A 26,028-nucleotide genomic window follows, 5' to 3' on the forward strand; every position below is an offset into this window, starting at 1 on the left:
CATGCGCCACCCACCATCCTGCCCACCTGGGGACGTTTGCAATGAGCAACGAAACGATATTCTTCAACCGTCCGTACATGACCGGCAAGGAACTGGATTACATTGCCCAGGCCAAGTTCGGCAACATGCTCGCCGGCGATGGCCCATTTACCAAGCGTTGCCACCGCTGGCTGGAGTCGCGCACGGGTTGCGACAAGGCATTGCTCACCCATTCATGTACCGCTGCGCTGGAGATGGCTGCCTTGCTGCTGGACATCCAGCCCGGCGACGAAGTCATCCTGCCTTCCTTTACCTTTGTCTCCACGGCCAACGCTTTTGTGCTGCGCGGCGCGGTGCCGGTCTTCGTCGATATACGTCCCGATACGCTGAACCTGGACGAACGCCTGATCGAGGCGGCGATCACTTCGCGGACCAGAGCTATCGTGCCCGTCCATTACGCCGGCGTGGCCTGCGAAATGGACAGCATCCTGGCGATCGCGCGCAAGCATGGGCTGGCGGTGGTCGAAGATGCCGCGCAAGGGGTGATGTCGTCCTACAAGGGCCGGGCGCTGGGCAGTATCGGCGAACTCGGAGCCTTCAGTTTTCACGAGACCAAGAACGTGATTTCGGGGGAGGGTGGGGCATTGCTGGTCAATGATCCCGCGATGGCGGTGCGAGCCGAGATCATCCGCGAAAAAGGCACCGATCGCAGTCGCTTCTTCAGGGGCGAAGTGGATAAATACACCTGGCAGGAGGTGGGCTCCTCGTTCCTGCCCGGCGAATTGACCGCAGCCTTCCTCTGGGCCCAGCTGGAAGATGCCCAGGCCATTACCGACCGCCGCCTGGCTATCTGGGACCATTACCACGCGGCGTTGGCAGGCCTCGAGCAACAAGGTGCGCTGCGTCGCCCGATAATTCCTGAGGATTGCCAGCACAACGCGCATATGTACTACGTACTCCTCGCCCCCGAGGTGGATCGCCAGGCCATTCTTGATGAGCTCAAGCGTTACGCCATCTACCCGGTGTTCCATTACGTGCCGCTGCACTCATCCCCCGCTGGCGTGCGCTATGGGCGTACGCATGGCTCGATGGACATCACCGACGGTTATTCCGAGCGTCTGTTGCGTTTGCCGATGTGGCTGGGTTTGTCCACCGAGCAGCAGGACCGGGTAGTGGATTTACTCGGCAATGCTTTGGCTACGCTTGCCACTTAGCGGCATGACACCGCCGGTTTTTCGACTTCGGCCCCACCCACCAATGTCCGCTAAAACCCCAGAGCCCTTGTTTTACGGGCCTGGGCCCGCCAGAAAAAAGTTGGTCTACTAATTGCTTAAGGCTCTGCAACACAGCAGTGGACGGCAAACGTCCGGCATGCAGAGGAACGACAGTGGACAAGTACCTTTATGTGGCAATGACCGGCGCCAGCCAGAACGCACTGGCGCAGCGGGCCCATGCCAACAACCTGGCGAACATCTCCACCAACGGTTTTCAGAAAGACCTGGAGCAGGCACGTTCAATGCCGGTGTTCGGCGACAGCTTTCCGGCGCGGGCGTTTGCCATGTCCGAGCGGCCTGCCACCGATTTCACCCCGGGCGCGCTGATTGAAACCGGCCGCGACCTGGACGTGGCGGTCAGCGGACCGGGCTGGATGGCCGTGCAGAACCCCGACGGTGGCGAAAGCTACGTGCGCACCGGCAGCCTCAACGTCGACGCCCTTGGCGTGCTGCGCGCCGGCAACGGCATGCCGGTGATGGGCAACGGCGGTCCGATCGCCGTGCCGCCAGAGCAGAAAATCGAAATCGGCCAGGACGGCACCATCAGCATCCGCGCCATGGGCGAAGGCCCACGGGTGATGGCTGAAGTGGACCGCATCAAGCTGGTCAACCCGGACCTCAAGACCATGACCAAAGGCCTGGACGGCTCGATCCGTTCCAAGGACGGCCAGCCGGCGCCCATCGATGGCAACGTGCAGCTAGTGTCGGGGTTCCAGGAAGCGAGCAACGTCAATGCCGTGGATGAGATGACTTCGGTGCTGGCCCTGGCCAAGCAGTTCGAGCTTCACGTCAAGATGATGACCACCGCCAAAGAAGGCGATGAGGCCATGGCTCGGGTCTTGCAGATCTAACTATTAATTACAGCGTCGCGCCGAAAAACAGGCGTACGAGGAGAATCAAATGCTTCCGGCTCTTTGGGTTGCCAAAACAGGTCTGTCCGCCCAGGACACCAACCTTTCCACTATTTCCAACAACCTGGCGAACGTCTCGACCACGGGTTTCAAACGTGATCGCGCCGAGTTCCAGGACCTGCTCTACCAGGTAAAACGCCAGCCGGGCGCCCAGTCGACCCAGGACAGCGAATTGCCTTCGGGCCTGCAAGTGGGTACCGGTGTGCGGATTGTCGGCACCCAGAAAAATTTCAACGCCGGTAGCCTGCAAACCACCGAGCAGCCGCTGGACATGGCGATCGACGGTCGCGGTTTCTTCCAGATCCTGCAGCCGGACGGCACCACGTCCTACACCCGTGACGGTACCTTCCACCTCGACTCCAACGGCCAGATCGTCAACGCCAGCGGTTTCGCCCTGGAGCCGGCCATCGTCATCCCGAACGATGCGCAGACATTCACCGTGGGCCGTGACGGCACCGTGTCCATCACCGTGGCCGGCAACCCGGCCGCGCAGGTGATCGGTAACCTGCAGACCGCTGACTTCATCAACCCGGCCGGCCTGCAGGCGGTGGGTAACAACCTGTTCCTGGAAACCGCCGCCAGCGGCGCGCCGCAGGTCGGCACCCCGGGCCTGAACGGCTTCGGCACCACGCTGCAGAACACCCTGGAAACCTCCAACGTGAGCACCGTCGAGGAGATGGTCAACATGATCACCACTCAGCGCGCCTACGAGATGAACTCCAAGGTGATCTCCACCGCCGACCAGATGCTCTCGTTCGTCACGCAGAACCTGTAATACGTCGCTAAATCCGTCATTACGTAGATAGGGCGGCCCCAGGGTCGCCTGCAACACCAAGAGGTAGGGTCATGAATCGCTTTGTATCTGTTCTGGCACTGAGTGGGATCACCGCGCTGGCGGGCTGTGTCGCGCCAACGCCGCGGCCCAATGACCCGTATTACGCTCCGGTGTTGCCACGCACACCGTTGCCGGCGGCGGCCAATAACGGTTCGATCTACCAGGCCGGTTTCGAGCAGAACCTGTACAGCGACCGCAAGGCTTTCCGGGTCGGTGACATCATCACCATCACCCTGAACGAGCGGACCCAGGCCAGCAAGAACGCCAACTCGCAGATCGACAAGAGCAGCGAGACCAGCGTCGGCCTGACGTCGTTGTTCGGCTCCAGCCTGACCACCAACAATCCCATCGGTGGCGGCGACCTGAGCCTCAATGCCGGCTACGGTTCCGACCGATCGAGCAGTGGCGACAGCCAGTCCGGCCAGAGCAACAGCCTGACCGGTTCGATCACCGTGACCGTAGCCGATGTGCTGCCCAACGGCATCATCGCCGTGCGGGGCGAGAAGTGGCTGACGCTCAACACCGGTGACGAACTGGTGCGCATCGCCGGCATGGTTCGCGCCGATGACATCTCCACCGACAACACTGTTCCGTCGACCCGCGTGGCCGATGCGCGCATCACCTATTCGGGCACTGGTGCCTTTGCCGATGCGAGTCAGCCAGGTTGGTTCGACCGTTTCTTCCTCAGCCCGAAGTTCCCTTTCTAGGTGATCAAGTTGAATCTTAAACAGCTGTTGATCGGTGCCCTGGTGATGTCGGCAGCCTTCACCGCTCAAGCCGAGCGCCTGAAGGACATCGCCAGCATTTCCGGCGTGCGTTCCAACCAGTTGATCGGCTACGGCCTGGTCGTGGGCCTCAATGGCACCGGCGACCAGACCACCCAGACTCCGTTCACCCTGCAGACCTTCAACAACATGTTGTCGCAGTTCGGCATCAAGGTGCCGGCCGGTTCCGGCAACGTGCAGTTGAAGAACGTCGCGGCGGTGTCGATCAGTGCCGATCTGCCGGCGTTCGCCAAGCCCGGCCAGCAAGTGGATATCACCGTGTCGTCCATTGGTAACTCCAAGAGCCTGCGTGGTGGCACCTTGCTGCTGACCCCGCTCAAGGGGATCGACGGCAACGTCTACGCCATCGCCCAGGGCAACCTGGTGGTGGGCGGGTTCGATGCTGAGGGGCGCGACGGTTCGAAGATCACCGTCAACGTTCCGTCGGCCGGCCGTATTCCCGGTGGTGCGTCGGTTGAACGTGCGGTGCCGAGCGGCTTTAACCAAGGCAACAGCCTGACGTTGAACCTCAACCGTTCCGACTTCACCACCGCCAAGCGCATCGTCGACAAGATCAACGACATGCTCGGCCCAGGCGTGGCCCAGGCCATCGACGGTGGCTCGATTCGCGTCACCGCGCCACTGGATCCGAGCCAGCGCGTCGACTACCTGTCGATCCTCGAAAACCTCGAGGTCGATCCGGGCCAGGCGGTGGCGAAAGTCATCATCAACTCGCGTACCGGTACCATTGTTATCGGCCAGAACGTCAAGGTTTCGCCGGCCGCCGTGACCCACGGCAGCCTGACCGTGACCATCACCGAAGACCCGATCGTCAGCCAGCCGGGGCCGTTGTCCAACGGCCAGACCGCCGTGGTTCCGCGCTCACGGGTCAATGCCGAACAGGAAGCCAAGCCGATGTTCAAGTTCGGCCCGGGCACCACCCTGGATGAAATCGTCCGGGCGGTGAACCAGGTCGGCGCGGCACCGGGCGACCTGATGGCGATTCTCGAAGCCTTGAAGCAGGCCGGCGCGTTACAAGCCGACCTGATCGTGATTTAAGGAAAGCGGTCATGGTGGATATGCGCAAAGGCGCCTTGGTCAGTGGGGATTCAGCGTCCTATTCGGACCTCAATCGCCTCAACCAGCTCAAGGTCGGCGATAAGAACAGCGAAGGCAATTTGCGCAAAGTGGCGCAGGAGTTCGAGTCGCTGTTCCTCGGCGAAATGCTCAAGTCCATGCGTTCGGCCACCGAGGCCCTGGGCAAGGACAACCCCATGAACACGCCGGAAGCCAAGCAATACCAGGAAATGTACGACCAGCAGTTGGCCGTTTCCATGTCCCGCGAGGGCGGCGGTATCGGCCTGGCCGACGTGCTGCTGCGCCAGATGTCGAAGAACAAACCGACGGCGCCAGGTGAAGCGGCCACGTTGTCGGCTGCCAAGCAGCAGGAGGCGCTGGACAAGGTAGCCAAGCCGGTTGCAACGCCGGTGGCCGCCGGAACGCTGCCCACCGAAGGGCCTTTGTCGCGCACCAATGGTCAGCGCCCACTGTGGGCTTCGCGGGCTGTCAACGCGCCGCAAGGTGCAGGCGAAGGCGTGCACCGCAACGACATGGAACTGCTCAACCAGCGCCGCCTGGCCCTGCCGCCGAAACTGGCCGACCGCTTGCTCGCCGGGCTGGTGCCTGCGGCTGCGGCTTCGACCGAGGCCCCCGCGCAGAACATCCTGGCGGATCGCGCCGTTGCCGCCGTCAAGCCGGCTTCCGGTGAGCTGGCCAATGGCGACTGGCTGGCCGCGCTCAAGGCTGCCGAGCCCAAAGGTGACATGCAGGTTTACGGCCGCGCCGTGGCCCAGCCACCGCTGGCACCGGCGCGCAAGGCCTTCCGCGATGCCGATGAATTCGTCGACGCCATGCTGCCAATGGCCAAGGAAGCGGCGGACCGTATCGGCGTCGACCCACGTTACCTGGTGGCCCAGGCCGCGCTGGAAACCGGCTGGGGTAAATCGGTGATGCGCCAGCCCGATGGCAGCAGCAGCCACAACCTGTTCGGCATCAAGGCCAGCAAGAACTGGACGGGCGATTCGGCGCGCGCCATCACCAGCGAATTCCGCAATGGCGAGATGGTCAAGGAGACGGCCGAATTCCGTTCCTACGCCTCGTACCGCGACAGTTTTCATGACCTGGTCAATCTGCTGCAAAGCAACAGCCGCTATCAAGCTGTGCTGAAGTCGGCCGATAACCCGGAACAGTTTGTACGCGAGTTGCAGAAGGCCGGTTACGCCACCGACCCGAACTACGCCAACAAGATTTCGAACATAGCCCGGCAGATGACGAGTTACCAGAACTACGCCTCGGCTGGTGCCACCACGACTTTATAAGGTCTGAACCATGAGTTTGCTCAATATCGGGATGTCGGGTCTGTCCGCAAGCCAGACCGCACTGGTGACCACGGGTAACAACATCGCCAACGTCGATACCGCTGGGTATTCGCGTCAGCAGACCGTGCAGACCACCAAGGCGTCGAACCAGTACGGCAACGTGTTCATCGGCTCCGGCACGACCTTGGCTGACGTGCGCCGGGTCTATAACTCGTACCTTGAAGCACAACTGAAGACCACCACCTCGCTGAACAGCGATGCGGCGGCCTATCAGGGGCAGATCACCCCACTCGATTCGCTGCTGTCGGACAGCGGCACCGGCCTCAATGGCGCACTGACCAAGTTCTTCGCCTCGGTGCAGAACGTCAACGCCAAGCCAGGCGACGATGCCTCCCGCCAGTTGCTGCTCAGCGATGCCCAGGCCCTGAGCAACCGCTTCAACTCGGTTGCCAGCCAGCTGACCGCGCAGAGCGAGAACATCAACGGCAACCTGTCGAACATGGTCGAGCAGATCAACAGCCTGGCCACCACCGTCGCCCAGTTGAACAAGAAAATCGCCGAAGTCTCCAACTCCGGCGGCGCTCCGAATGACCTGCTCGACGCCCGCAGCGAAACCATTCGCCAGCTGTCGACCTTCACCGGCACGCAGGTCGTGGAGAACGGCAGCAGCCTGGACATCTACCTGGGTTCCGGCCAGCCACTGGTGATGGGCAATATCACCAATAAACTCGAAGCAGTACCGGACAAGAACGATCCGGGCCGCATGGGCATCCAGCTCAACAGTGGCTCCAGCGTCATGGACCTCACCCAGGTCATGACCGGAGGGGAAATCGGTGGCCTGATGCGCTACCGCAGCACCGTGCTCGATCCTGCCATGAACGAACTGGGGCGCGTGGCGCTGGTCGTTGCCGACCAGATGAACAGCATCCAGGCCTCGGGCATCGACAAGAACGGTGCGTTTGGCTCCAATCTGTTCAGCAGCATCAACAGCGCCGCCCAGATGAGCCAGCGCAGCGTCGCCTCGCTGGGCAACAGCGCCGGGTCCGGCAACTTCAACGTGTCGATCGAAGACACCGGCAAGCTGACCACCAACGACTACAAGATCACCTTCACCAGCGGCACCAACTACACCGTCCAGCGCCTGCCCGACAACACGCCGATGGGGGCGTTCAGCACTGCGACCACGCCGGCGCCGGTGGTCGACGGTTTCTCGCTGACCTTCGCCAACGGCACCGCGGCAGCGGGGGATTCGTTCAAGATCACCCCGACCCGCAACGCGGCGGGAAGCATCAAGACCGAGATGACCGACTCCAAGCGGCTGGCGATTGCCGCGCCGCTGGGCGCCGCCATCACGCCGGGCGGCAGCGGCACGCTGACCATTCCGGCCAGCGGCCAGCCGACCCTGACCACCAAGCTGGACATCTACGACGAAGCCACCACCAGCATCATCCAGAACGGCATCAAGAACTCGATGCCGGTCAAAGTGGTGTTCGGCGCGACTTCGGCCGATGGCACCAGCCAGGCTTACCAGTTGCTCGACGCCCAGGGCGGTACGATCAGCGCCGGTACGATCAAACCGGGCCAGAGCAACACCCTGAGCCTGAGCGTTCCGCTCAAGGACGCCACCGGCGCCCCGATCATGGATTCGTCCGTGCCGCCGGTGCAGCGCACTGTCGCATTCGACATGTCCATCGCCGGCGCGCCATCCCAGGGTGCGGGTATCAACATCAGCCTCAGCCAGCCCGGCAGCCTGGACAACCGTAACGGGACCATCCTGGCCGGCTTGCAGACCGCCAAGACCGTAGACACCAACTCCGCCAGCAAAGGCATTTCCCTGAACGATGCCTACGGCAAGCTGGTGGAAGGCGTCGGCGCCAAGGCGGCCCAAGGCAAGCTGGACAGCGCCGCCACTGGCGCGATCCTGAATAACGCCAAGAATGCCCGCGACTCGCTGTCCGGCGTCGACCTCGATGAAGAAACCGGCAACCTGGTCAAGTTCCAGCAGTACTACACCGCGTCTTCGCAGATCATCAAGGCGGCGCAACAAATCTTCAGCACACTGATCAACAGTCTTTAAGGAGCCGTAGCCCATGCGCATTTCTACTTCTCAGTTCTACGAAAGCACGGCTGCGAACTATCAGAAAAACTTCGCCAAGGTGGTCAAGAGCAGCGAGGAAGCCAGCAGTCTCGTGCGGGTGAACACCGCCGCTGATGATCCGGTGGGGGCTTCGCGCCTGCTGCAGTTAGGCAACCAGGCGTCGATGCTTTCTCAATACGAAGCCAACGTCACCACCATCAAGGCGACCCTGGGCACGACCGAAGCGGTCATGACCAGCATTGGCAACGTGTTGCAGCGCGCCAAGGAATTGGCCGTGAGTGCCGGTAACGCCGCCTACACCGACGCAGACCGTAAAGCAGTGGCGTCGGAGTTGGGTTCGATCGAGGATCAGTTGCTGAGCCTGATGAACACCAAGGACGAAAACGGCAAATATATCTTCGCCGGTTCCAAGGGCGATATCGTACCGTTTACCCGCAACGACGACGGCACCTACAGCTACAACGGCGACCAGGTGACCCTGGACCTGCCGATCGGCGACACCATGACCATGGCCACCAACAGCACCGGCTGGGAAGTGTTCCAGCAAGCCGTCAACACCAGCCGCACCCAGGTCACCATGACCGCGCCGGCGGTGGATGATGGGCGCGTGGTGCTGACCAACGGCCAAGTGTCCTCCGGCGTGAGCTACAACAGCCAATTCCGCAGTGGCGAACCGTACACTGTGGAGTTCACCAGCGGCACCCAGCTGAAAATCACCGACTCAGGCGGCAACGATGTGACTGCCGAAGCCAGCAAGGGCGGGGCTATTGATCCCAACAGCCAGGCCGGCCAGACCGTGAGCTTTCGCGGTGTCGACTTGACCTTGAACGTCAACCTTCATGCAGGCGATGTTGCAGGCACGGTGTTGCCCGGTCATACCTTCACCTTGGCCGCCAAACCCGATTCGTTCACGCCGGCCCGCAGCCCGGGCAACGCCACCGCGACCCAGATCACCGCAAGCCAGATCAGCGACCCGGTGGCCTACCACGCCAGCTTCCCGACAGGCTCGGCGGTATTGAAATTCACCAGCGCCACGGATTTCGACCTGTACGCCGCGCCACTGACCGCAGACAGCAAACCGGTGTCCAGCGGCACCCTGGCGGGCAACGTCGCCACCGCATCCGGGGTGAGTTTCACACTCAATGGAGCCCCGGCGGCCAACGATCAGTTCAGCATCGCGGTCAATACCCACGAGACGCAGAACGTCCTGGACACCGTGAGCCAGTTGCGGACTGCTTTGAACACGCCGGCCGATGGCAGCAACATCGCTATCCAGAAGCTGAACGCGGCGTTGGCTTCGGGCATCGGTAACCTGGCCAGCGGCACCGACCACTTGACCAGTGCATTGAGTTCGGTCGGCGGACGCGGTCAGTCGCTCGATACCCAGAGCGATACCAACCAGAGCTTTGTCCTCGCCAACTCGCAAACCCAGTCGGCGATCCGTGACTCCGATCCGGCGGAAGTGATGACGCGCCTCACTTTGCAGCAGACTATGCTTCAGGCGTCGCAGTTGGCGTTCAGCAAGATCGCTCAATTGGGGTTGTTCAACAAAATGTGATCCAGGGCAGGGACCGTGACGCTATACGCGGTCCCTGACCCGTTCATTTATACGATTCAGGACGTCCTGCTCTCGCCTGAGTTGGCGCCCACCGGTTGAGAGCCAAGCGTGTGAAACTAGCTCCTCTTGTCAGCATTGCCATCCCCGCGTACCACCCACGCTTTTTCCGCCTCGCCTTGCAAAGCGCGCTCGAGCAGACCTACGAAAACCTTGAAATTGTCATCTGCGACGATTGCCGCAGCGATGGAATCGAGCAGATTGTCCAGGAGCTTCGCGCGAGCTCCAATGTGGCGGTGCGTTACGTGCGCAACCCGACCCGGCTGGGTTTCCAGCAGAACCTGTTGCGCTGTCTTGAAGAATCCCGCGGCGAGTACATCAAGTTTCTCTGCGATGATGATCAGTTGCTCGCGTCCTGCGTCAGTCAGCAGGCCGCCATCCTGCAGGAGCATCCGCAAGTATCGTTGGTGATCAACAAGCATCACCTGATCGATGCAGACAATTACGCCTTGCCGATTCGGGTTGAAAACTCCGGCATCACGCAGTTCGATGCGCTGCTCAACGGCAGCGACATGTTGGCGTATTTTGAAAAAACCGGGCGCAATATTCTTGGCGGTTTAAGTGGCGCATTGATGCGCCGCACCGATGTCGAGGCTTTGCTGCCTGCGTTGGCACGGTCCGGTGAAGGTTTCGAGGCGGTCCTTGATTTTGCCTTGTTCATCTGCCTGTTGCGTCGAGGAAACCTGGTCCAACTGTACGCCGAGGGAAGCGGTCAGCGCTTGCATCCGGAGCGCCTGGCGCGTCAGGCCAAGATGCTTGAGATGGCTACAGTGGAGCTCACTTGGCTCAAGGAAATGCTTGCCCAGCGCAGTGGCGAGCCGGCGCCAGCCAGTGGCTGGGTGCGTTACCAGCCGCTGGGGCAGCCCAGGGAGCCAGGGGCACCCGAATGGGAAGAAATCAACGTCTACTCGGTGATTGCAACGCGGCAGGGCGTCATCAGCTCGCAAGTCGGCACCGACATCGAAAGCTATGCGGACCTCTATGTCCAGTGGTTGGAGTGTCGGCAATTCAGCCCATTGCGCCTGCAAGTCTTGTCCCGGCAGATCGCGCGCTGGGCCTATCGTCCGAGGATCGTCCCGGTCATCCTCGACGAGCAGAATGATCCTTACGCGTTGGGTATTACCCTGCAGAGTATCGCTGCCCAAGCCTATGCCTGCGAATCGGTGCTGCTGCTGTCCAATGGGCGCCAGGCCGTGGACAACCATGTCCTGCGCCTTGGCCTGCAAGCGGACTGGGCGCAGCAGCTCAACGGCTTGTTACCTCAACTGGACGGCGCCGACTGGTTCTACCTGCTGCGTGCCGGCGACCGCTTGACCGAGGCAGCGTTGTTAATCATGGCCGACCGGATTGTCAGCTCGCCGGGTGCTACCTGTATCTACAGCGATGAAGGCGCGCTGGTGGATGACAAGTCGGCGGAGCCAATCTTCAAGCCCGACTTCAACCTCGACCTGATGCGCGGTTATCCCTATGTCGGGCGGACGCTGGCGTTCGAGCGTGCGCGATTCCTGGCCTCGGGTGGATTCGATCAAAGCCTGGGAGAATTGGCGCCCCATGACTTGATCTGGCGACTGGTGGAAACGGACGGGCCGCAGGCCATTGGTCACATTCCCGAAGTCCAGGTCGAGTCGACGTTTGCGTTTGCCCAGTGGCTGTCGCTTCCGCAAGTCATCGAGCAAAACGCCCGGCTGGTCAGCGCTCATCTGCAGCGTATCGGCGTGCCGCACCGGCTTCTCCCGGCGGCGCAGCTTGCTTTGATTCCGCGTATTGAATACCTCTTTCCCGAACGTCCACTGGTGTCGATCGTCATCAGCGTCAAGGATGACCTGAGTGCGCTGGAGCGTTGCGTCAACAGTCTGCTCAGTACGACAGCGTATCCGCACTATGAAATTATCATTGTCGATAACGCCAGTGAAAACGCCGAATTGCAGCGTTGGCTGCAGGCGATGGCCGAACTGGGCAGTGAAAAGTTGCGAATATTCGTGCGCCCCGAAAGCAGCAGCGAAGCCGCGATCCGTAACTTTGCCGCCCAGCAGGCCCGCGGCGAGTATTTGTTGTTGCTCAACCCTAAATGCATCGTGTTCGAAGCCAGCTGGCTGGACGAACTGCTCAATCATGGGCAGCGTCCTGAAGTCGGCATCGTCGGCCCGCGCACACTCAACTTGCAAGGCCGGGTCATCGACTCCGGCTTGATCTTGGGATTGGGTGGCTTGGCGGGCAGGGCCTTCGTCAACGAACCGGCTACCTCTGGCGGCTACATGCAACGCTTGCAGGTTGTGCAGAACTGGAGCGCCGTCGGCGATCATTGTCTGTTGCTGCGCAAGCAGGTGCTGGAGGAGGTGGGCGGGTTTGACGAGACGATCACAACACAGGGCATCAACTCTCTGGAGTTGTGCCAGCAGGTCGGGAAAAATGGTTACCTGATCGTCACTACGCCTTACAGCGATGTCGTGCTGGCGTCCGGCGTGGAAGTGAGTCGTGATCCTTCATGGAAGCAGCGCCTGGAGCATGAACAAGAGGCGTTCTATCAGCGCTGGTTGCCGACGATCGCCAACGATCCTGCCTACAACCGCAACCTGACCCTGGCCGGGAAAAGCTTCAGTCTGGAACCCGGCCCACGCGCCGGATGGAATCCGTTGATCACCCGCAACGTACCTTCGATCCTGGGGCTGGCGCTCAACACCTCGGCGGTGGGGCATTACCGGGTCAGCCAACCGCTGTTTGAATTGGAAGCGGCGGGTAGAGTCGTGGGACGTGTTGCCTACGACATGCCTTCGATCATCGACATCGAGCGTCAATCACCGGATGTGGTCGTGCTTCAAGGCCGTTATAACATCGGTAAATTCAAAGACATCAGCCAGGTCAAGAATTACTCCAAGGCCATGCGTATTTATGAGCTGGATGACTACGTGGCCAGGATCCCGGAGAAAAACGAGCACAGCCGTAATATGCCAGACAACCTCGAGGACATGCTGCGCCGAGGAATTGCCCTGTGTGATCGGGTCGTGGTGTCGACCCATCCGCTGGCGGACGTCTTGTCCAGTATGCATCACGATATCCGCGTGGTGCCGAACATGCTCGCGGCCGGTCTGTGGAACCAGCTCCGGAGTCAGCGTGCGATCTCCAGCAAGCCGCGTATCGGTTGGGGCGGCGGCACCAGCCACCGCGGCGACCTGGAACTGATCGCCGATGTCGTTCGAGAACTGGCTGATGAAGTCGAATGGGTTTTCTTTGGCATGTGCCCCGATTTGCTCAAACCCTATGTCCACGAGTTTCATCCGGGTGTGAGCCTGGCAACGTATCCGGCGAAGCTAGCCAGCCTGAATCTCGACCTGGCCTTGGCGCCGTTGGAGTTTCACATTTTCAACGACTGCAAAAGCAACCTTCGTCTGCTGGAATACGGCGCGTGCGGTTATCCGGTCATTTGTTCGGACACCGAAGCTTACCGGGGACACCTGCCTTGCACCCGGGTGCTAACCAACAGCACCGAAGAATGGCTGGAAGCAATCCGTATGCACCTGGCGGACCCGATTGCCAGCTACCGGATGGGCGACGAATTACGTGAAGTGGTGCTGCGCGACTTTATCTTGCGTGGCGATAACCTGCAGTACTGGGCCAATGGTTGGCTACCGGATTGACGAGTTTTCAACCGCGAAACTCCCGGTGTCGCTGATGCGGCCATCCACTTGTTAAGGAATCAATATGCAAAGCAATGTCCCAACAGGATCGACTGCGCCATTGAATGAACGGTTTACCCTGGTGCTGCTCGCTCATGACCAGTCGACTGCCCTGCGGCGGGCGTTGCGCCATTACCGCGACAGTGCGTTCGCGGTGCTGGTGATCGACTCATCGAGCCAGATCGCTGCGGACACCTCGGCAGCGTTCCCCGGAGTGCAATATTTGCATGCGCCCACGACCACTGGTTATGGCGACAAGGTTCGCTGCGCCGTCGAGCGAGTCGCGACGCCTTACCTGGCGATTGCCGATGCCGAGAGTTTCCTGCTGCCCCAAGCGCTCGAACAAGCGGTGAGTTTCCTCGAAGCACACGCCGAATACGGTGCCTGCCAAGGCTACAGCCTGGCGTTCGAGGCCCATGCCGACCGTATCGACTATTACCTGCTTGATCGCAAGGGTTGTGAAGATTATTCCGGCGAATCGGGCGAAGCCCGGCTGGCCGTGTTTGCCGAAAATTGCCTGTCATTGGTAAATGCCGTCACCCGTACTGAAACCCTACGGCGCGGTCACGCTTGGTTGCCCGCCGGTTTTGATTCCCGGCTGCACGAGGTCGGCCATTCCTATGGATTGATGGCCGCTACACGAGTCCGCTTGCTGGACATCCCCTATGGTGTGCATGAGCGAAGCCGCGTGGCGAAGCCGCAGGGCTCGTTTACTGTGGCGCCTGGCTCCGTGGACTTGCAAGCGGTCGCTGAACAGGATCGCCTGGCCACGGCGTTGGCCAGTGCCTTCGGCACGGATGCCACGGTGTGGGAACAGACCAAGGCCATTGTCAAGAAGCTGGACGAGCGTTCGGTGCCGCAGGCCGGAAAACTGTTCGAGTCGACCTGGGATTCGCGGCGTGGCGAACCGGTTCGGCGTTTCGAACCGACGCAATACGTTGAGTTGCCCTTCTACAACCAGGCTTTTTTTGAGGTGCTCACCGCGCTGGAATTCCTGCTTCATGCGGCGCCAAGCGGGCAGGTGCAATTGAAGGAGCTGGAGGCCGTCATGCTCAAGCAGAAAGAGCTGACTCGGCCCCAGCGCAATACCAGCGCCGAGCCGCTCGATGAACAGCTTGCGAGGGCTTTCCTGAGTTACGCCTTCAATCAGGATCTGGTTAGCCAACTGCTCGGGCTCATGCAGGCCAAGGGCGACACGCGCTACGTGCAAATGCTCCAGGCCTGGGAACAACGGCTCAAGGCGGCGGGCTTTGAAAATCCTGCAAGGTTATTCGACACCACGCGCTCCGGCCAGTTGCTGCGCTGGCTCGCGGCCCGTGAACCGAGCGCCAGTGAAGCGCGCAAAGTCTCGAAGTACCTGGCTGCCCGTAACGGTGGTCCTACGTTTGGCATCTTGATCCTCGACCTGGACGCCGACATCTTCAAGATGCAGGCAACGTTCGACAGCGTGATCAATGGCTATTGCCGGGCGTTCAAGATTGTCGTGTTCACCACCGGGGACCTGCCGGCCGAGACCACGCCGCAGAGCGTCCTGCATTTCGTCAAGGTCAACGAAAGCAATTACGTCGACAAAATCAATCAGGTGGTCAGCCAGAGCGATTGCGATTGGATGGTCATGGCCGAGGCTGGTGATGAATTGACACCCAGCGGCCTGTTTCGCGCGGGTGTTGAACTGCTGGCGGCTCCACAATGCCAGGCTGTGGCGATGGATGAGTTTCAGCGCCAGCCTGATGGGACGCTGGCCGATATCTTCCGGCCTGGGTTCAACCTTGACCTGCTGCAAAACTACCCGGCGTTGATGGCCCGTCATTGGCTGGTCCGTCGCGAGACACTGGTGAAGCTCGGCGGTTACTCGCGTGAATTCAAGAACGCAATGGAGTTCGACCTGCTGTTGCGTCTGATTGAGCAGGACGGCCTGGAGGGGCTTGCCCACCTGGATGAGCCTCTGTTGGTTTGCCAGGCGCCGCCGTTGGAAGACAATGCCGATGAGCGCAAGACATTGCTGCGTCACCTGGCGGTTCGCGGTTATCAAGCCGATGTGAACGCGGTGGTGCCGGGTACGCATAAAATCGATTACCGCTTTGCCGAGCGCCCCATGGTGTCGATTATCGTCCATGGCATCAGCGATCTGACGGCGCTACAACGTTGCCTGCTCAGCGTACTGCAGCGCACCCGATATCAGCGTTACGAAGTGCTGGTGCCCATCGAGGCCGCAAACCATTCTGTACTACGCACCTGGCTCGACGGCCAGGGGCACCAGGCCAGTCGCGTTCGTTTGCTGGATATCGAAGCGGGCGTCGCGACGGGGTCGCTGATCAACGCTACCAGTCAGGAGGCCAAGGGCGACTACCTGGTTACCCTGGCGGCTGACAGCGAAATGGTCAACGTCAACTGGATCGAATCGTTACTCAATCAGGCATTGCGTCCGGAAGTCGGCGTGGTCGGTCCCAGACTGATCGAGCGCGACGGAAGTATTACCCAGGCCGGCCTGATCCTGGGCTTGAATGACGCAGTGGGTTCAGCCTTCGTCGGCGAGCCGAAGCACGCCAGGGGTTATATGAACAGGCTGGTGGTCGAGCAGAACTGTGCGGCAGTTTCGTTTGCCTGTCTGATGATTTCCAAGCAATTGTTCGAGGCTGCCGACGGCGTAGACAGCGGTCTGTTCGGCGAGGCCCTGGGTGATGTCGACTTGTGCCTCAGGGTCGGCCAAGCCGGCTACCTGACGGTATGGACGCCACACGTGCTGGTTATTCAGCCCGGTGTGCTGGCGAGTACGCCAGAGACTCTCGCGGCGCTGCGTGAGAAGTGGTCCGAGGCGTTTGCCCAGGATCGTTTCTACAACGGCAACCTGGCATTGGACGGCGCCGGTTTCGCCTTGGGCCCGGTGCGCAACGTACCGTGGACCGACTTGTTGGACGAACCTGCCGCGTAACCCTGCCTTGCGAAGTTCCCCAGCCGCGCCGGCAGGTAAAACCTGTCGGCGCCTTCGCCGAAGTGCACTGCCATCCCCGAAGATTTCCTGCCGCCGTCGCGCACCATTGCGGGAGTGACGCGGCTGCGTTTGTCATGAAAAAATGCTTCTTCAGGACAAAACGGCGTGACGCATAGGTCATAAAGTGCATCTTCACTGTATTGTATTCCCCGGAGTGGAGGCCTGTTCGTTCGCCGGACAAGGCGTCCGCCCTTGGAAATCAACCATTTTTGAAGCGCCCCTGAGCTTTCGGGGGTGAACCTAGTCGCAGTACATGATCGGGAAGCCATGATGATTGGCATAAAAAGCATAGCGAGTTATGTGCCGACCGCTGGTGTGGATAACTACGCTCAGGGTGCCAAATTCGAGAAGGATGAGGAATTCATCCTTGGCAAGATCGGTTCGGCGTTCCTGCCGCGCAAAGACGCTGACCAGGAGACCTCGGACCTGTGTGTCGAAGCTGTGAATGCATTGTTCGCCAGCAACCCGCAGCTTTCGCGCGAATCAATCGACGCGCTGATCGTCGTCACCCAGAACGGTGATGAAGAGGGGCTGCCGCACACCGCTGCCATCGTGCAGGACAAGCTTGGGCTGCCGACTCATGTGGCGGCGTTCGATATCTCGTTGGGTTGCTCGGGCTACGTCTACGGCATCTACGCCCTGAAAGGCTTCATGGAGGCCGCGGGGCTGAAGAACGGACTGTTGGTTACAGCCGACCCGTATTCGAAAATCGTCGACCCGGAAGATCGCAACACCACCATGCTGTTCGGCGATGCCGCCACGGCCACCTGGATGGCCGAAGGCGCCAGTTGGCAGTTGGGCAAGGCCAAGTTCGGCACCGACGGTTCCGGCGCGCCGCACCTGAAGGTCAGCGACGGGGTGTTTTTCATGAACGGTCGCCAGGTGTTCAACTTTGCCTTGCTGAAGGTGCCGGCGCATTTACATGAGCTGCTGAACGAATCCGCGCTGCAAGCCAGCGACATCGACGCATTCTGCATCCATCAGGGCAGTGCGGCGATTGTCGATGCCGTGGCGCGGCGTTTCGAGGGCGAGCCTGAGAAATTCATCAAGGACATGGTCGAGACCGGCAATACCGTGTCGTCGAGCATTCCGTTGTTGCTGGAGAAGCACGTCCTGGATGCTGACTGGAAGCGCGTTGCGATCAGCGGTTTCGGTGTCGGCCTGTCATGGGGCTCGGCGATTCTCTATCGCGACTGATCCGTTGATGTTCTTCCAATAGCGCTTCTGGTTCGCCTGAAGCGCTATTTTTTTGCCCGTGACTCTGTCCTGCGGTTTCTTGACGCCATTTTTCGGGCCTTTGCCAGCCGCTAAGCCCTTGTTTCTCAAGGGGTGGCAGTCTGCTAGCAAATATTTTGAAAAAAGCCCTCAAGCAAGTTCCCAAGCCGACGATAACTATTACGAAGGTTCTCTAGGCCACACCCCGGCGGTTGCCAAGGGCCGGAAGCCGCAGTACCCAACCAACGAGGAATTCGTCATGGCTTTAACAGTAAACACCAACACCACTTCGCTGAACGTTCAGAAGAACCTCAACCGTGCTTCCGACGCTCTGTCCACTTCGATGACTCGCCTGTCTTCCGGCCTGAAAATCAACAGCGCCAAAGACGACGCCGCCGGCCTGCAGATCGCTACCCGTATGACCTCGCAAATCCGCGGTCAGACCATGGCGATCAAAAACGCCAACGACGGTATCTCCATGGCGCAGACCGCTGAAGGCGCGATGCAAGAGCAGACCAACATTCTGCAACGTATGCGTGAACTGGCCATCCAGTCCCGTAACGACAGCAACAGCGCAGATGACCGTGTTGCTCTGAACAAAGAGTTCTCGCAGATGAGCGACGAACTGACCCGTATCGCCAACAGCACCAACCTGAACGGCAAGAACCTGCTCGACGGTACCGCTAGCACCATGACCTTCCAGGTCGGCTCGAACACCGGTACTGACAACCAGATCTCCCTGACCCTGAGCGCCAGCTTCGACGCTACGAGCCTGGGTGTTGGTTCGGCAATCACCATCCTTGGTTCCGACAGCGTTGCTGCTGAAACCGCGTTCTCGGCTGCAATGGACGCGATCACCAGCGCAATCGACACCATCAACAGTGCTCGTGCCGACCTCGGTGCTGCACAAAACCGCTTCTCCAGCACCATCTCCAACCTGCAGAACATCAACGAAAACGCCAGTGCTGCACTGGGTCGCGTACAAGATACCGACTTCGCTGCTGAAACTGCACAACTGACCAAGCAGCAGACTCTGCAGCAAGCGTCTACTTCGGTTCTGGCCCAGGCCAACCAACTGCCATCCGCTGTACTGAAGCTGCTTCAGTAATAGCCGGATGAGTTTTAGCGGGGGAGTGCGCTTGCGTGCTCTCTCGCTTTTTCCGTTCAAGAGGTGATGGACATGGATATGAGCGTGAAGCTGAACTTGTCTTATCCAGCGGCGAAGCCGGCGCCTACAGTGGTCGACAAGCCAGTGGAGAAGCCTCAGGCTGACGTGGCTACCTTGACACCTGTCAAGGAAACTCCGAAAGACGCTGCCGCTGAGCAGGACAAGCTGAAGAAGGCCGTGCAGGAAGTCGAGAAGTTCGTCCAGTCGGTCAAGCGTAATCTGGAGTTCTCTATTGATGAGCCTTCTGGCAAGGTAATCGTCAAAGTGATAGCCAGTGGTTCCGGTGAAGTGATTCGTCAGATCCCGAACGAAGAAGTTCTGAAACTGGCCCACAGTTTAAATGATGCAAACAGCTTGTTGTTCAGCGCAGAAGCCTGACAGCTGGCACGAATTTTGTTGCTCTATTCTTTTGGGCGTTGTATTGGCCAAAAGGCCGGCGACACACTGAAGGGAGTATCACCATGGCAAGTCCAATTCTTCCGGGACTGGGTCTAGGCTCAGGCCTGGATACTGGTGCAATCGTCAAGGCGCTGGTGGATTCTGACAAAGCGGCCAAGCAAGGCCAGATCACCCGTGCGACGACGACCACGAGCAATAACATCTCCGGGATTGGAAGCCTGAAGTCCTTGCTGGCCGCCTTCAGGACTGCGATGACGGAGCTGTCGAGCAGGACCAATCCGGCGTTTTCCGGTTTTGCCGCGACTTCTTCTGCTACGAACTTCGTAACTGCCACCGCCACCAACTCGGCGGTAGCCGGCACGTATACGATCAAAGTCGGAAATATCGCCACTTCGTCCAAGGTCGCGAGTGCAGCCTTTGCCGGCGGTACTACCAGCGCTATTCCCTCTGGCACCATGACCATCAAGCAGAACGGCGTCGATCGTACCCTTGCGGTGCCGGACGGCTCGACCCTGCAATCGGTTCGTGATTCGATCAACGCTGACTCTTCGCTCAAGGCTGCGGGTATCAGTGCCAACATCGTGACCGACTCCTTCGGTTCTCGCCTGGTGCTGGGGTCCAGTACCACCGGCGCCGGCTCCGACATTTCGGTCAGCGGCATTGCCGGGTTGGAGATCGATGGGACCAATGTCGTGGGTACCCCTGGAAGCCCGATGACGGCCATTTCAGCGGGGGCCATCGGTGCCGTGGCGGTCGATGCCAAGTTTTCCGTCGATGGCATGGAACTGACTAGCAAAAGCAACAAGGTCGACCAGGCGATCTCCGGCTTGACCTTGAACCTGGTAGCGGGAGGGACTGGAGGGACGGAGGCAATTTCTACCGTTACCGTGGCGCCGAACAATGACGGCCTGAAAGCCTCGATCCAGAAATTCGTCGACGCCTATAACGCGGTGGCCAACAGCATCACCGCGCTGACCAAGCCGTCGCTCGATAATGATGGTAACCCGACGGTGCCGGCCAAGTTGACCGGTGACGCATTGCCTCGCTCGCTCCTGGCGGCGATGCGTGGTCCTTTGTCTGAAACAGGCGCTGGCGACAAGCTTACGGTGCTGGCCCAATTGGGTGTTACAACCGATCAGAAGACCGGTGCGTTGAACTTCGATGGGACCAAATTCACCGCAGCAATGACTGACAAAAAGCTCAGTGGTGAGGTCGAGACGATGTTCACCGGACCTGACGGCTTGCTGGAGCGCATGGAAAAAGCGATCCTGCCGTTCAGTCAGCCTGGCGGTGTCCTTGATCAGCGGACCACGGCGTTGAACAGGACCCAGACGCGCCTGAAGAACGATCAGGAAGCCCTGGATCGTCGGGTTGCGAATCTGACCGCAGTGTTGACCAAGAAGTACAACGACATGGATACCCTGGTTGGCAAGCTCAAAGCCACCGCCAACAACATCACCTCCATGTTCGAAGCGATGAACGCGCAGCAGCGAAACAGCTGATTTCAGCTGACACGAAAAAGCCCGGAAGCGTCGCAAGGCGCTCCCGGGCTTTCGGCTTTTTCGATCTAAAGTTTTTTGACGCGGCGTCGATACGCTGTTTATACGAACTGATGTTTTTTGATGAGGTAGAACATGAATCCGATGTTAGCCCTTCGCCAATACCAAAAAATTGGTGCTCAGGCGCAAACCTCCGAAGCAGGTCCCCATCGTCTTGTGCAAATGCTCATGGAAGGCGGCCTGGACCGCATAGCCCAAGCCAAAGGTGCGATGGAGCGCAAGGACATTGCCAGCAAAGGCATATTGATCGGCAAGGCCATCGGCATCGTCGGTGGCTTGCGTGAAGGCCTCGACCTGGAAAACCAGGCCGAGTCGGTTGCCGAGCTGGATGCGCTGTACACGTACATGATGAAACGCCTGGCCGAAGCCAACGTAAAGACCGATCCGAAGATCCTCGACGAAGTCGCCGATCTGCTTCGCACGGTCAAGGAAGGCTGGGATGCCATCGCCACGCCTGGTCCGCAATTCTAAGGAGCGCTCTTATGAGTCTTGTCCTGCAGCGAATCGAACAAACCCGTGATGCCCTGATTGGCGCCTTGGCTGAACGTAATTGGGAAGCCATTGGTCAGTTGGACCTGGCATGCCGTTCCTGCATGGAAGACGTGTTGAGCGAATCCGAGGTGGACGAGGCGGCGTTGCGTAATAATCTGGAAGAACTGCTGGGGGTCTATCGCCAGTTGCTGGAAGCAGCAACGGGCGAGCGTCAGGCAATCGTGAGCGAAATGTCGCAGATTCAGCAGGCACAAAATGCGGCGAAGGTTTATCACTTGTTCGGCTGAATTTTTATTTTCAGATTAATCCGAACAAAGTGCGCCATAAATTTGACTGTGCACGATTTTTTGACTTAACTAGTGGCTGTTTACAGATTTCAGACGTCTACAGGCATGACAAGTCTGCAAGCGTCTAGCTTGCCCCCAAATCCGGGCATTGAGTTGACTAGGGAAGTTGCTATTGCATGTGGCGTGAAACCAAAATTCTCCTGATCGATGACGATAGCGTCCGCCGCCGCGACCTGGCGGTGATCCTGAATTTTCTTGGCGAAGAAAATTTACCCTGCGGTAGCCATGATTGGCAGCAGGCTGTCGGCTCTTTGTCGTCCAGTCGTGAAGTCATTTGCGTCCTGATCGGGACGGTAAATGCTCCCGCGTCGCTTTTGGGCTTGCTAAAGACACTCTCGACCTGGGATGAGTTCCTTCCAGTTTTGCTAATGGGCGAAAATTCTTCCCTCGACCTGCCGGAAGACCAGCGCCGCCGGGTACTTTCCACCCTGGAAATGCCGCCGAGCTACAGCAAATTGCTCGATTCGCTGCACCGTGCCCAGGTTTATCGCGAAATGTACGACCAGGCGCGTGAGCGTGGCCGGCATCGCGAACCCAATCTTTTCCGCAGTCTCGTCGGCACCAGCCGTGCCATCCAGCACGTGCGCCAGATGATGCAGCAGGTGGCTGATACCGACGCCAGCGTGCTGATCCTGGGTGAATCCGGTACCGGCAAGGAAGTGGTCGCGCGCAACCTGCATTACCATTCCAAGCGCCGCGAAGCGCCATTCGTGCCGGTCAACTGCGGGGCGATCCCCGCCGAGTTGCTCGAAAGCGAATTGTTCGGCCATGAGAAGGGCGCCTTCACTGGCGCTATCACCAGCCGCGCCGGGCGTTTCGAGTTGGCCAACGGCGGCACGCTGTTCCTCGATGAAATTGGCGACATGCCGTTGCCGATGCAGGTCAAGCTGCTGCGCGTCTTGCAGGAGCGCACCTTCGAGCGCGTGGGCAGCAACAAGACCCAGAGCGTCGACGTGCGGATCATCGCCGCAACCCACAAGAACCTTGAGACCATGATTGAGGTCGGTAGCTTCCGTGAAGACCTTTATTATCGTCTCAATGTGTTCCCGATCGAAATGGCGCCGCTGCGTGAGCGGGTCGAAGACATTCCGCTGTTGATGAACGAGCTGATCTCGCGCATGGAGCATGAGAAGCGTGGTTCGATCCGCTTCAACTCGGCGGCAATCATGTCTCTGTGCCGCCACGGCTGGCCGGGCAACGTCCGCGAGCTGGCCAACCTGGTGGAGCGCATGGCGATCATGCACCCCTACGGTGTGATCGGGGTGAACGAGCTGCCGAAGAAATTCCGTTACGTCGATGACGAAGACGAGCAAATGGTCGATAGCCTGCGCAGCGACCTGGAGGAGCGGGTGGCGATCAACGGCCATACGCCGGATTTCACCTCCAATGCCTTGCTGCCGCCGGAAGGATTGGACCTCAAGGATTACCTGGGTGGCCTGGAACAGGGGCTTATCCAGCAGGCTCTGGACGACGCCAACGGCATCGTCGCCCGCGCGGCAGAGCGCTTGCGCATTCGCCGAACCACTCTGGTGGAAAAGATGCGTAAGTACGGCATGAGCCGTCGCGAAGGAGATGAACAGGCGGATGATTGACGCCTGTTTTCCAACCGCCTGATTTTCAGGCGGTTTTTTTTCGGCACGGGTATTGCTACAGCCCTCGCAACGTTCCGTTTAACTGACGGTCAGCCAAGCGAGAGAGCACGATGACCCAAGCCGCCCTGATGTCTTCTGTCCCCGAGTCGGGGCATATGTCGTCCGCCGAGCAGGCTAGCCGGCTTGGACTTGAACAGGCGTTTTCGCTGTTCAGCCAGATGTCCACCCAGCTGACCGACTCCTATAGCCTGCTTGAAGCACGGGTTACCGAGCTCAAGGGTGAGCTGGCGGTGGTCAGTGCCCAGCGCATGCAGGAGCTGGCGGAAAAAGAGCGCCTGGCCAACCGGCTGCAAAACCTGCTGGATCTCCTGCCTGGCGGCGTCATTGTCATCGATGCCCACGGCTACGTGCGCGAAGCCAACCCGGCGGCGTGCGAGCTGCTCGGCCGCCCTCTGGAAGGGCAACTCTGGCGGCACGTCATCGCCCGCTGCTTCGCTCCCCGCGATGACGACGGCCATGAAGTTTCCCTGAAGGATGGTCGGCGGTTGTCCATTTCGACCCGTTCACTGGACGCCGAGCCCGGACAGTTGGTGCTCCTCAACGACCTGACTGAAACCCGTCACTTGCAAGACCAGTTGGCCCGCCACGAGCGTCTGTCTTCCCTTGGGCGGATGGTCGCGTCGCTGGCCCATCAAATCCGTACGCCGCTGTCTGCCGCGTTGCTGTACGCCAGCCATCTGACCGAACAGCAACTGCCGATGGAGACCCAGCAGCGCTTTGCCGGCCGCTTGAAGGAGCGCTTGCATGAGCTGGAACATCAGGTGCGCGACATGCTGGTGTTCGCCCGTGGCGAGTTGCCGCTGACCGACCGCGTCGCGCCCAAGATGCTGCTGCAGTCTTTGCAGGCCGCAGCACTGACCCATGTGCAGGGAGTGTCGATCCGCTGGCAGTGCGACAGTCACGTGGGCGAGGTGCTGTGCAACCGTGACACGTTGGTGGGCGCGGTATTAAATCTGATTGAAAACGCGATCCAGGCCAGCGGCGCTGATGTCCGCCTGAAGGTCCATCTGTACACCCGCGGCACCACCTTGCGCCTGTGTGTCAGCGACAACGGCAGCGGCATTGAGCCGTCCGTGCTGGCGCGGCTGGGCGAACCATTTTTTACCACCAAGACCACCGGCACCGGCCTGGGCCTGACCGTGGTCAAGGCGGTGGCGCGTGCGCATCAGGGCGAATTGCAGCTGCGCTCGCAGCTGGGGCGCGGCACGTGCGCGACGGTGTGCTTGCCGCTGTTTGCCTGTGCGCAAGGGGTAGAGTAAGCAAATGGCGACGAAGGTTTTGCTGGTTGAAGACGATCGCGCGTTGCGTGAAGCGCTCGCCGATACGCTGCTGTTGGCCGGGCATGACTATGCCGCTGTCGGTTCGGCGGAAGAGGCCTTGCTAGCGGTCGCTCGTGAGCCGTTCAGCCTGGTGGTCAGCGACGTCAACATGCCAGGCATGGACGGCCATCAATTGCTCGGCCTGCTGCGCGCACGCCAGCCGCAACTGCCAGTTTTGCTGATGACCGCCCACGGCGCCGTCGAGCGGGCAGTGGATGCCATGCGCCAAGGGGCGGCGGATTATCTGGTCAAGCCGTTCGAGCCCAAGGCCCTGTTGGATCTGGTGGCTCGCCATGCCTTGGGCAGCCCGGCTGTCGAGGGGGAGGGGCCGGTAGCCATCGAGCCGGCCAGCGCGCAATTGCTGGAACTTGCCGCGCGGGTGGCTCGCAGCGACTCCACTGTATTGATTTCCGGCGAGTCCGGCACGGGCAAGGAAGTCTTGGCCCGCTATATCCATCAGCAATCCCGGCGCGCTGGCGAACCGTTCATTGCCATCAACTGCGCGGCGATTCCCGACAACATGCTCGAGGCGACACTGTTCGGCCACGAGAAAGGTTCGTTCACCGGCGCCATCGCGGCCCAGCCTGGCAAATTCGAGCAGGCCGATGGCGGCACCATTCTGCTGGATGAAATTTCCGAGATGCCGCTGGGCCTGCAAGCCAAGCTCCTGCGCGTCTTGCAGGAGCGCGAAGTGGAGCGGGTCGGCGGTCGCAAGCCCATCAGCCTGGACATTCGTGTGGTGGCGACGACCAACCGCGACCTGGCCGGAGAAGTGGCGGCGGGGCGCTTTCGTGAAGACCTTTTCTACCGACTGTCGGTTTTTCCGCTGGCCTGGCGTCCACTTCGCGAGCGCACCGCCGATATCCTGCCGCTGGCCGAGCGTCTGCTGGCCAAGCACGTCAATAAAATGAAGCACGCGGCGGCACGGTTGTCCGCCGAGGCGCGGGCCTGCCTGATCGCCTATCCCTGGCCGGGCAATGTCCGAGAACTGGACAACGCTATCCAGCGGGCGCTGATCCTGCAGCAGGGCGGCTTGATCCAGCCGGAGGATTTCTGCCTGGCCGGCCCGGTGGCCTGCGCGCCTTTGCCGGCGTTGCAGTCCGCTCCGGCGCAGATTCCCGCGGGAGAAGTGATGGGGGAGGCCGCTGGCGCCCTGGAGGATGACCTGCGACGCCGCGAATTCCAGATGATCATCGACACCCTGCGCGCCGAACGCGGCCGACGCAAGGAGGCGGCTGAACGCCTCGGTATCAGCCCGCGGACCCTGCGCTACAAACTGGCGCAGATGCGGGATGCCGGAATGGATGTAGAGGCCTACCTCTTCGCCAGTTAAACCATTAAACAAACCCTGTGTGGG

The 26,028-nt window shown here is 60.2% G+C and carries 19 protein-coding genes; all 19 read left to right on the plus strand.

Annotated features, from left to right (window positions below):
* The first annotated feature begins 41 nt into the window (after positions 1-41).
* The 19 genes from rffA (at position 42) to fleR (ending at position 26,004) form a co-directional block, all read left to right on the plus strand.
* On the plus strand, positions 42-1,193 hold the full coding sequence (gene rffA / locus ACE04F_RS21450; RefSeq protein WP_486109824.1) for a dTDP-4-amino-4,6-dideoxygalactose transaminase: 1,152 nt from the start codon (positions 42-44) through the stop codon (positions 1,191-1,193).
* 173 nt (positions 1,194-1,366) lie between these two features.
* The gene (locus tag ACE04F_RS21455; RefSeq protein ID WP_486109825.1) at positions 1,367-2,104 is read left to right on the plus strand and encodes a flagellar basal body rod protein FlgF; all 738 of its coding nucleotides are present in this window, start codon (positions 1,367-1,369) and stop codon (positions 2,102-2,104) included.
* Between the two features lie 49 nt (positions 2,105-2,153).
* On the plus strand, positions 2,154-2,939 hold the full coding sequence (flgG, locus tag ACE04F_RS21460) for a flagellar basal-body rod protein FlgG (RefSeq protein ID WP_053120245.1): 786 nt from the start codon (positions 2,154-2,156) through the stop codon (positions 2,937-2,939).
* Between the two features lie 71 nt (positions 2,940-3,010).
* On the plus strand, positions 3,011-3,706 hold the full coding sequence (flgH, locus tag ACE04F_RS21465) for a flagellar basal body L-ring protein FlgH (RefSeq protein WP_486109826.1): 696 nt from the start codon (positions 3,011-3,013) through the stop codon (positions 3,704-3,706).
* A 45-nt stretch (positions 3,707-3,751) separates the two neighbouring features.
* Positions 3,752-4,822, plus strand: a complete 1,071-nt coding sequence (locus tag ACE04F_RS21470) for a flagellar basal body P-ring protein FlgI (protein ID WP_161798353.1) — start codon at positions 3,752-3,754, stop codon at positions 4,820-4,822.
* A gap of 14 nt (positions 4,823-4,836) precedes the next feature.
* A complete protein-coding gene (flgJ, locus tag ACE04F_RS21475; protein WP_486109840.1) occupies positions 4,837-6,141 on the plus strand; it encodes a flagellar assembly peptidoglycan hydrolase FlgJ in 1,305 nt (434 codons plus the stop codon).
* Positions 6,142-6,151: 10 nt separating this feature from the next.
* Positions 6,152-8,218 carry a flagellar hook-associated protein FlgK gene (gene flgK / locus ACE04F_RS21480; protein WP_486109827.1) on the plus strand — a complete coding sequence of 689 codons (2,067 nt, stop codon included), beginning with the start codon at positions 6,152-6,154 and terminating at the stop codon, positions 8,216-8,218.
* 13 nt (positions 8,219-8,231) lie between these two features.
* The gene (locus ACE04F_RS21485; protein ID WP_486109828.1) at positions 8,232-9,797 is read left to right on the plus strand and encodes a flagellar hook-associated protein 3; all 1,566 of its coding nucleotides are present in this window, start codon (positions 8,232-8,234) and stop codon (positions 9,795-9,797) included.
* A gap of 110 nt (positions 9,798-9,907) precedes the next feature.
* Positions 9,908-13,489: a glycosyltransferase gene (locus tag ACE04F_RS21490; RefSeq protein WP_486109829.1), complete on the plus strand. Its 3,582-nt coding sequence runs from the start codon at positions 9,908-9,910 to the stop codon at positions 13,487-13,489.
* Positions 13,490-13,553: 64 nt separating this feature from the next.
* Complete coding sequence (locus ACE04F_RS21495) at positions 13,554-16,460, plus strand: TIGR00180 family glycosyltransferase (protein WP_486109830.1); 2,907 nt, start codon at positions 13,554-13,556, stop codon at positions 16,458-16,460.
* A gap of 330 nt (positions 16,461-16,790) precedes the next feature.
* A complete protein-coding gene (locus ACE04F_RS21500) occupies positions 16,791-17,717 on the plus strand; it encodes a ketoacyl-ACP synthase III (protein WP_486109831.1) in 927 nt (308 codons plus the stop codon).
* A gap of 277 nt (positions 17,718-17,994) precedes the next feature.
* A complete protein-coding gene (locus ACE04F_RS21505) occupies positions 17,995-18,843 on the plus strand; it encodes a flagellin domain-containing protein (protein WP_486109832.1) in 849 nt (282 codons plus the stop codon).
* Between the two features lie 72 nt (positions 18,844-18,915).
* Positions 18,916-19,281, plus strand: a complete 366-nt coding sequence (locus ACE04F_RS21510; RefSeq protein WP_486109833.1) for a flagellar protein FlaG — start codon at positions 18,916-18,918, stop codon at positions 19,279-19,281.
* 83 nt (positions 19,282-19,364) lie between these two features.
* Entirely contained in the window at positions 19,365-20,804 is a 1,440-nt protein-coding gene (fliD, locus tag ACE04F_RS21515) for a flagellar filament capping protein FliD (RefSeq protein WP_486109841.1), read from the plus strand.
* A gap of 132 nt (positions 20,805-20,936) precedes the next feature.
* A complete protein-coding gene (fliS, locus tag ACE04F_RS21520; RefSeq protein ID WP_486109834.1) occupies positions 20,937-21,332 on the plus strand; it encodes a flagellar export chaperone FliS in 396 nt (131 codons plus the stop codon).
* Positions 21,333-21,343: 11 nt separating this feature from the next.
* Positions 21,344-21,640: a flagellar protein FliT gene (gene fliT, locus ACE04F_RS21525; RefSeq protein WP_486109835.1), complete on the plus strand. Its 297-nt coding sequence runs from the start codon at positions 21,344-21,346 to the stop codon at positions 21,638-21,640.
* Positions 21,641-21,816: 176 nt separating this feature from the next.
* Positions 21,817-23,292 carry a sigma-54 dependent transcriptional regulator gene (locus ACE04F_RS21530; protein WP_486109836.1) on the plus strand — a complete coding sequence of 492 codons (1,476 nt, stop codon included), beginning with the start codon at positions 21,817-21,819 and terminating at the stop codon, positions 23,290-23,292.
* Between the two features lie 110 nt (positions 23,293-23,402).
* A complete protein-coding gene (locus ACE04F_RS21535; protein WP_486109837.1) occupies positions 23,403-24,611 on the plus strand; it encodes a sensor histidine kinase in 1,209 nt (402 codons plus the stop codon).
* Positions 24,612-24,615: 4 nt separating this feature from the next.
* Positions 24,616-26,004 (plus strand): sigma-54-dependent response regulator transcription factor FleR, encoded by a 1,389-nt coding sequence (fleR, locus tag ACE04F_RS21540; protein WP_486109838.1) that lies wholly within the window; start codon positions 24,616-24,618, stop codon positions 26,002-26,004.
* The last annotated feature ends 24 nt before the right edge of the window (positions 26,005-26,028 follow it).

Source organism: Pseudomonas sp. AGC41 (assembly GCF_057334555.1).